Genomic DNA, 8,102 nt, shown 5'->3' on the forward strand with positions numbered 1-8,102 from the left:
CCTACATTTCTGTTTATGGCTTATACCAAATCCTTCAGGATGCGCCGGCAGAAGCCGCCAGGTAAATAAAAAAGACCACTCATCATCACGAGTGGTCTTACAAATTCCAATCATTATAGCTTTACGTCACACTGACCGGGTCTTCCCCGGCCTGTTCTTCGGCATACGGTTTATTCCCCCAGTAGCTGGCCAGCATACTGCCTGTCATATATTCCCACACAGTCATCACCGCAGCCGGCAAAGCCGCCATTGGATCAAGATGCGCCAAAGCCAGGGCCACGGCCAGGCCTGAATTCTCCATACCGATTTCAAAAGTAACGGCCCGGGACTTTTTCTCCGACATGCCCACCGCTTTGCCGGCGTAATACCCCAGAACCAGGCCGGCTATATTGTGAATCGCCACAGCCAGACACAGGACCAATGCCATTGTCGCCATTTTGGCGGCATTCAGCGCCACTACCGACGACATAATGGTAATAATAAAGATAACCGATACAGCCGGCACTACCTTGGTGAGTTTGCCTACCAGCTGCGGGGCCGCCGTATGCAGTGCCACACCAACCCCTACAGGAATCAATACAATCTTGACAATATCCAGCAGCAAGGCGCCGATATCAATAGGAATCATAGCTCCGGCCAGCATGGCAAAGATATAGGTGGTAAGCACCGGCGCCAGAATGGTATTAACACTGGAAACGGTTACCGAAAGCGCCGTATCCCCCTTGGCAATGTAGGTCATAACATTGGAACCGGTACCGCTCGGACAGGCTCCCAGTAGTACCATGCCTGCAGCCAGCGCCGGTGACAGACCCAGCATCTTGGCTACAGCAAAGCCAACTAACGGCATAATCAGATAACGAAAAAACACCCCGTAGAAAACATCCTTAGGCCGTGTTAACACCAGGCGGAAGTCCTCAAGGGACATGGTAAGCCCCATCCCCAGCATAATAACCCCCAGCATATACGAAATGTACTTGCCAATGGGTTTAAAGGGGGCTGGATAGAAAAAGGCAATTACTGATATAACCACCACCCACAGCGTCATGTACCGGCAGATAAACTGAGCTAACTTCTCCAAAAATCTCATAACCAACCTCCTGTTAATAAAAAATAAAACCTCCTGCCTCCTTCGAGTCAACAGACTCAAAGGGGCAAGAGGCAAATCTCGCGGTACCACCCTTTTTACAAATATAAAAATATCTGCATCTCATCAGGTCAAACAACCTTAGCAGAATAACGACTGCACTCCTGGCGGAGCTGAGACCGGCGCAGCTTACTTCTTTCGATTCAGCCTTGCTGTTCAGGAGTGATTCTTATATTTCTGGCGTTGCCGGTTCGCACCAACCACCGGTTCTCTGAAACGTCCTGGAAAAACAACGTTCTCCCTCATCACATTTATGATATTAAGTTCAGGGTCAAAATCAACTTGTTACTACTATACCCCCTCAACTCCCACTTGTCAACAAAAAATTACACCCCTTGTCCTCTCTCACTGTAACCTTATCATTCCTGTTGCTTCGACGCAAACACTACCTGGCAGGAATACGGGTTACAGGCATAACCGCAAGACGGGCAATTCTCCTGCTTAGCATCATTTACTGTCCATATATAGCCGCAGGCTGTACACTTAAAACCATCGGCAAGCTTTTTGGCATCATTCAAATCATCAGCCGGCTTGGCTCCGGACGCAGGCAGTATCTGACAGGAATAGGGATTGCAGGCATAGCCGCAAGACGGGCATACAGCCTGCTTGCTGTCTGCGGTTGTCCAAACATAGCCGCAGGCTGTACATTTGAAGTCCAGCGCAGTATTTTTCGATTTGTTCACATAATACTGAGTCATAGAAAACACCTCCTATTTTCATACAACTCTGTATTTCTTTATAAGTGTAACCGTTCTGCCTTACTAAATGATTTCCCTGATTTTTCATATTACATGACAATTATTTTCAAAAACAACATACAACTGCCGACTTCAGTCTATAGCCTTGCCCGCTATCGCGGCAATTGCCTCAACTTCGTACATAAGCCGGGAAAAGTTCTCTGGCGTCAGGGACTGCTTACCGTCGCACAGGGCGATGGCCGGGTTGGGATGAACCTCGATTATCAGGCCATCGGCCCCGGCAGCAATAGCGGCCCTGGCCATCGGTCTGACCATCTGCCAGCGACCCGTGCCGTGGCTAGGATCAACGATGACTGGCAGGTGGCTGAGGTTTTTTACGGCGGCAACTGCCCCCAGGTCCAGTGTGCTGCGAGTATAGGTTTCAAAGGTACGGATTCCCCGTTCGCACAGAATGACCCGGTAGTTACCTTCACTCATAATATATTCGGCGGCATTCAACCATTCGCTGATGGTGGCTGCCAACCCGCGTTTAAGTAATATCGGCTTATCGGTCCTGCCGGCCATTTTGAGCAGGTGAAAGTTCTGCATATTCCTGGCGCCAATTTGCAGGACATCGGCATAGTGGCTGACAAGCTCCACCGCCGAGGCATCGATAACCTCTGTCACAATCCTCAGACCGGTCTGGACTCTGGCTTCTGCCAGAAATTCCAGTCCTCTTTCGGCTAGCCCCTGAAAGGCATAGGGTGAAGTACGGGGCTTATAAGCTCCGCCCCGCAAAAACTGCGCTCCCGCCCCTTTTACGACTCTGGCGGCTGTCAGCAATTGCTCAAGGCTTTCGACAGCGCAGGGACCGGCCATAATCCCTAAATGCCGGCCGCCGATTTTTGCTCCCATTACATTGATCACCGTGTCTTCTGGTTTAAATTGCCGGCTGACCAGGTTGTAGCTGTCCGCTATTGCCAGATCAACACCTGCCCCGGCCGCCATCAGTTTTTGGGTCAAATGATCACACACCCTTTCCAGGAATAAGTCAGCAGGCCCATAGCCTGGCAAACGCCTAAGCTGTAAACACAACAGCACCGGCGTAACCCGGGGCCGGCATAAACGGGAGCAGCTTCCAGTCGGCTGTACCGTCCCCGGTGCCGCCGACACTGAACATACCGGTTTCCGGTTCGCTGTCGGTTGCAGTGAAAAAGGAATTCAAGGGGCGACTTAGGCCTTCTCCGGTCGCTTTGACAAAAGCCTCTTTGCGAGTCCAACAGTCAAAAAATGCCTTTTCTTTATAAGATAAGGGGCTACACTGGATCATGGCGCGTTCCCGGTCATGAAAATAGGTATCAACAATCTGTTGGCAGTCGGGCATAGGCCGGATAAACTCCACATCGACACCAATGCAGGGAAATCTTGAGAATGCCAAAACCACCAGTTGATGCGAGTGGGCAAGATTGAAGGAAAAGGATGCGCCAGCGACGCCGGCCAGTTCAGGCTTGCCATTAGGCTGCTGCCTAAACCGCACGAGGCCGGGCGGGATGTTCAGGTATCTCCCCGCAAGTATCCGCAAAATTCCGTGGGCTACAGCAAACCGCAGCCGGTCTTGTTGGAAATAAAACCGGCTCATTCGGCTTGTCTCCTCGGCAGAAAGAAGATGTCCTAATTCTTTTACCCGGGCTGATGAGGAAAAAGTCTGCGTACAAACCCACCAGAGATGGATATGCCCGTTCGCCAATACCATAGGTGAAGCCAAAACAAATTGATCTTCAGTAAATTCCCTGATGTGGAAAAAAGACAATGCACTGTTCATCCTTTCTTTACGGCCTCAAAGTATGCAGTTCAACCCATTGCGGGCTTGGTTGCCGGTTGCAGTTCCGCTGAACAGGCACTAACTGCCGAGTAACACTGCTTAACTTTTCCCTTGTTTCCTCCAGTTCCCGGGCAGGTACCGACATTTCGACAATACCGGCCCCGGCATGCAGCCAGGCTTGCTTGTCCTGTTGAAAAATGGTCCGTAAAACAAGGGCGGCATCCAGAGCGCCGTCGCTGTCATAGGTCAGTACGCAGCCGCTATAGAGATTTCTGGCCTCTTGCTCCAGTCTGCCAATGGCGGCAATGGATTGCTGCTTGGGAATACCGGAAGCCGTGACGGCAGGAAACAGGGTATTAAAGGCATGCCATGAATTATAACCAGGCTTAAGTTTCCCTTTTAATCTTGAGGCAATATGCTGTACAGTCCCTCGCTTGGCTACCGACATAAAATCACTGACGGCAATCGTTGCCTCAGCGCAGACACGCTGCAACTCTTCAAACGCAAGTTTTACGGAAACCGCATGTTCAGCAATCTCCTTCGGGTCATTTACCAGTTCCACCCTAAGCCTGCCGTCCTCTTCCTCACTGATGCCGCAAGCACGTGTTCCAGCCAGGGGCAGGGTGCTGACCCAGCCCTGCCGGTCAACTTCAACCACTGTTTCCGGACTAAAACCGGCGGCCTGCAAACCGTCAAGGGCCAATAAAAATGACCTCGCCGGCGAATTAACGCTCCGGCCGGCAAGATAACTGGCCACCATATCCAGTTCGCAGTCAAGGGGAATTTTTCTGGATAGAATTACTTTTTGATAGTTGCCGGTCTGGATTTCTCCGACTGCTGCCGTGACCATCTGCATGTATTCACCGGCTTTATGGCTGCCGGCTGCGGGCACTTGCAGCTTTTGCCCACTCAGCCTGCCGGCAAAATATTGTTCAAAGTTCTTATTCTGACCATCAGCCGCAATCTGTTTCACAAGCTTGCCCAATCCTGCGAAAGCCTCTGTCCCCAGCGTCCGCACCAGTATTGAGCCGGGGGTAAACCGCACTTCCGCCTGGGGAATGAACAGCTTAAGCAGGCATTGATCTTCCGACAGCAGCGGCAATTGATGATTATAGCGGGCCAGACCAAAATTGGCTATACCATACGCACGCCAATTATTAAGGCGGACTGTGGAAAAAATACGTTCCAAGGTTTCGCTTAATATTGCATTTTCAAACTGCAGGCTTCTGCTGTCTGTGGTCAGGGTTGCATAATCCGGGTCAACTGTAAGCAAGGCATGAATTCCCAGCCCCAAAGACAGTTCTTCCCCGCTCTCGTAAAGCAGATAGTGCTCACTAAAACCAGCTTCGGCAATTTGCGCTGCCGCCTGGAAAGCATCACCGGCAAAACCGATGCTTTCCTCCAGATAGGCAATTGGGTATACTGGGGTTTTGCGTTCAGTCCTGGCCGCCAGCTGCCGGAGTTTGGACTTATCGACCTTGCCAACGCTGGTTAGAGGCCAGAAGTCAATGTGTTCAACTTGATCCGGCAGTTTGTAGCGGGCCACGCCCCGGTCATGTAAAAACCGGTGAACGGCGGCCAAAGTAATGTCTTCATTGTCAGTAAGCAAATAAGCGCAGCTTCTCTCACCCAGGGTTTCATCAGGAAGGCCGACCACGGCCGCATCTTTAATCTCCGGATGAGCGCACAGATGTGCTTCAATTTCGGCCGGCATGATCTTTTCGCCGGCCCGGTTTATTTGCTCTTTTATCCGGCCGCCGATTTGTATATTGCCTGCCGGGGTCAGTCTCGCCTTGTCCCCGGAACAATAAAAGCCATCGGCAGTGAAGCATTTACTGTTTTGCTCCGGTGCCCGGTAGTACCCGCTGATGGTATAGGGGCCACGCGTCAGCAGTTCCCCATATTCACCGGGGGCGACAATATTTCCGTCCTGATCGACAATTCGGATTTCATCGGCCGGTGACAGCGGACGCCCCTGGCAGCTGAGCACGTCCTGCTCAGAGTCATCAAGGGAAGTGCAGCAAATGAGACCTTCGGCAATGCCAAAAACCTGCTGCAGCCTGCAGTGCATTTCCGGGCTAATGCGGGCAGCGATGCTCCTGTCAAGCATTGAACCGCCAATCTGGAGAACCTCCAGGCTGGAGAGGTCGCTGGCAGTATCCCATTCCAGAACTTCCAGCCATAGGTTAACAAGGGCGGGCACTAGAGCGGTAATTGTCACTCTTTCTTGTTCAATCAAGGGAAAAGCCTCGTCGCAACTGGTGGTTTTGCATAAAACGACCCGGCCGCCTGCTGACAGGGTGCCCAGGATGCCGGGGCAGCAGAGAGGAAAGTTATGAGCCACCGGCAGGACGGCAAGATAAACGCTTTGCGGGTTAAGTCGGCACCGGGCGGCGGCCGCTTTGGCATTATAAGCATAATCGGCATGGGTCCGGGGAATGAGCTTAGGTGTGCCGGTCGTGCCCCCGGATAACAACAACAGCGCGATATCCCGGTGGGAGGGGGGCGGCAGTTCAACCGGCGGTCTGCTGATGTCAGCAAGCTTAACACCGCTGAGATTGTCACCATCGGTGATCAGAAATTTGACGGCCGGATGATTTTTCATCAGTTGTTCAGCCATGCTTCGATAATCAAACCCCAGAAACGTATCGGGAATAATATAGGCGACCGGTTTGGCCAAACGGAAAATCCCGTCCAGCTCAGCCTCCCGGTGGGCAGGCAAGGCCAAAACCGGCACTGCACCGATCCGAAACAAAGCAAAGCAGGTAAGTACGAACGAAATACGGTTTGGCAACTGCACAACCACATTATCGCCTTTCTTTACCCCCAGCAGAAAAAAGCCGGCAGCAAGTTCATCAGCCTTGCGGTCAAGCTCCCGGTAAGTAAGTCTGGTTGCAGCTTCAACAAGCGCAATGTTCTCCGGATACTTTTGCGCCCACATTGTCAATTGCTGCCCTAGTGTCAGCGATTCCCAATACCCCAGTTCTTCATATCTCCCGGCGGCACCGGTAAACCACTCCTCATTTGCTTTCATTATCCTCTCGCCTCCCGCTTATTTACGCTTCATTCAGGCAAACCTGCTCTTCAGCCGCTTTTTCCAGTCTTTGTTCCTCAGCCTGAGCAACTTGCCGGTATGCGGCTACCGGCAGTTCCATATACACCTTTTTCCCGGCCAGTTTTACAATTTTGGCCGGTGAGCCAATTACGGTGCAGCCTGCAGGAACATCACGATTGACAATGACTGTTTGCGCACCAATTTTACTATTATCGCCAATGGTAACCGGCCCTAAAATGGTAGCCCCGTGGCCGATAAACACATTATCGCCAATAGTCGGATGCCGTTTGCGTTTTTCTTTGCCTGTCCCCCCGAGGGTAACACCGTGAAATAATGTGCAATTCCGCCCCATCGCCACTGTCTCACCAATAACAACCCCGCAACCATGATCGCAAAAAAATCCTGGCCCGATGGTTGCCCCCGGATGGATTTCGATACCGGTAACAGCACGCATGAGCTGCGAGAAGAAACGCGGCAGAAAGGGAATCCCCAGTCGGTACAAGGGGTGAATAACAGCCCGGTGGACGGCAATGACGTGCAGGGAGGGATAAAGCAGAAACTCCAGATTCCGGCAGGCAGGATCATGCCGGTAAATCGCCCGTATGTCTTCCAGCAGTGCAATCATAAAACAGACTCAGCCTCCTTCTATTTGTTATAGATCTGAACCTAAATATGGATTAGATTTACACTTAACAGTCTTATTTACTTGGCAATCGCCAGTTCTGTCAAATCGTCACTGTGTATTTCTCCCTGGGTTTAAACACCATGCTTGATACATAGCAGTTTTTACTAACCCAGCCTACATAGGAGGAGACAAATAATAGGCTGGATAGCCTGTCCTCCCCCGCCTTCACCTCACCTCCTCACTCGTCCCATCCATCGCCATAAGCTCATGATGCCTTCATTATCCAGCCCGCAACTGCTGCTGCAGGTTCCCCAGGTGGTTATACAGTCCCTTGTTGATCAAACTGATACAAAAAAACTGTAAATAAGATAAAAAGAACAACAAATAATATTTCCGGAAATGAAATATATACTTTTCTCAAAGAAGTTCTCTTATTTTCTCCATCAATTCCCCTGGTCAGAGCTGCTGTTGCCAATTCATCAGAGATCTTGACACTCCTGAGAAGGAGAGGAATCATAATGTATTCTGTTGTCTTAATAGGATGCAGTATAGCTCTTTTAAAAGACAGATCAAGGTTTCGCATTTTCATAGTATCCCGGATATAACCTAACTCTTCTGTTACAGTAGGTAAAAATCTAAATAAGACAGCCAATGATAAAATAATTGATTTAGGAATTTTCATTTGCTCCAAAGCTACTATTAACTCATTAACTTTTACTGTAGAAAAAAGCCAATAACTAAGCATAACTAGTGGGATAAACTTTAACATAGTATAAGTA

Annotated in this window: 7 protein-coding genes and 1 other annotated feature; all 7 genes read right to left on the reverse strand. The window is 50.5% G+C overall.

Going from position 1 to position 8,102, the window contains the following annotated elements:
- Positions 1–121 precede the first annotated feature (121 nt).
- Positions 122–1,087 (reverse strand): bile acid:sodium symporter family protein, encoded by a 966-nt coding sequence (locus VN379_RS14595; protein ID WP_325535088.1) that lies wholly within the window; start codon positions 1,085–1,087, stop codon positions 122–124.
- Positions 1,088–1,144: 57 nt separating this feature from the next.
- Positions 1,145–1,399, reverse strand: a binding site (T-box leader).
- A 104-nt stretch (positions 1,400–1,503) separates the two neighbouring features.
- Positions 1,504–1,842 (reverse strand): hypothetical protein, encoded by a 339-nt coding sequence (locus VN379_RS14600; RefSeq protein ID WP_325535090.1) that lies wholly within the window; start codon positions 1,840–1,842, stop codon positions 1,504–1,506.
- Between the two features lie 132 nt (positions 1,843–1,974).
- Complete coding sequence (gene aroF / locus VN379_RS14605; protein ID WP_325535092.1) at positions 1,975–2,844, reverse strand: 3-deoxy-7-phosphoheptulonate synthase; 870 nt, start codon at positions 2,842–2,844, stop codon at positions 1,975–1,977.
- 55 nt (positions 2,845–2,899) lie between these two features.
- Positions 2,900–3,631, reverse strand: a complete 732-nt coding sequence (locus tag VN379_RS14610; protein ID WP_325535094.1) for a 4'-phosphopantetheinyl transferase family protein — start codon at positions 3,629–3,631, stop codon at positions 2,900–2,902.
- Between the two features lie 19 nt (positions 3,632–3,650).
- The gene (locus tag VN379_RS14615; protein WP_325535096.1) at positions 3,651–6,677 is read right to left on the reverse strand and encodes a salicylate synthase; all 3,027 of its coding nucleotides are present in this window, start codon (positions 6,675–6,677) and stop codon (positions 3,651–3,653) included.
- Between the two features lie 22 nt (positions 6,678–6,699).
- Entirely contained in the window at positions 6,700–7,323 is a 624-nt protein-coding gene (gene epsC, locus VN379_RS14620) for a serine O-acetyltransferase EpsC (protein WP_325535098.1), read from the reverse strand.
- Between the two features lie 319 nt (positions 7,324–7,642).
- The coding region (locus VN379_RS14625; protein WP_325535099.1) for an energy-coupling factor transporter transmembrane component T at positions 7,643–8,102 on the reverse strand (460 nt) is incomplete at its 5' end.

Origin of the sequence: Sporomusa sp. (assembly GCF_035561255.1) — a bacterium.
GTDB lineage: Bacteria > Bacillota > Negativicutes > Sporomusales > Sporomusaceae > Sporomusa.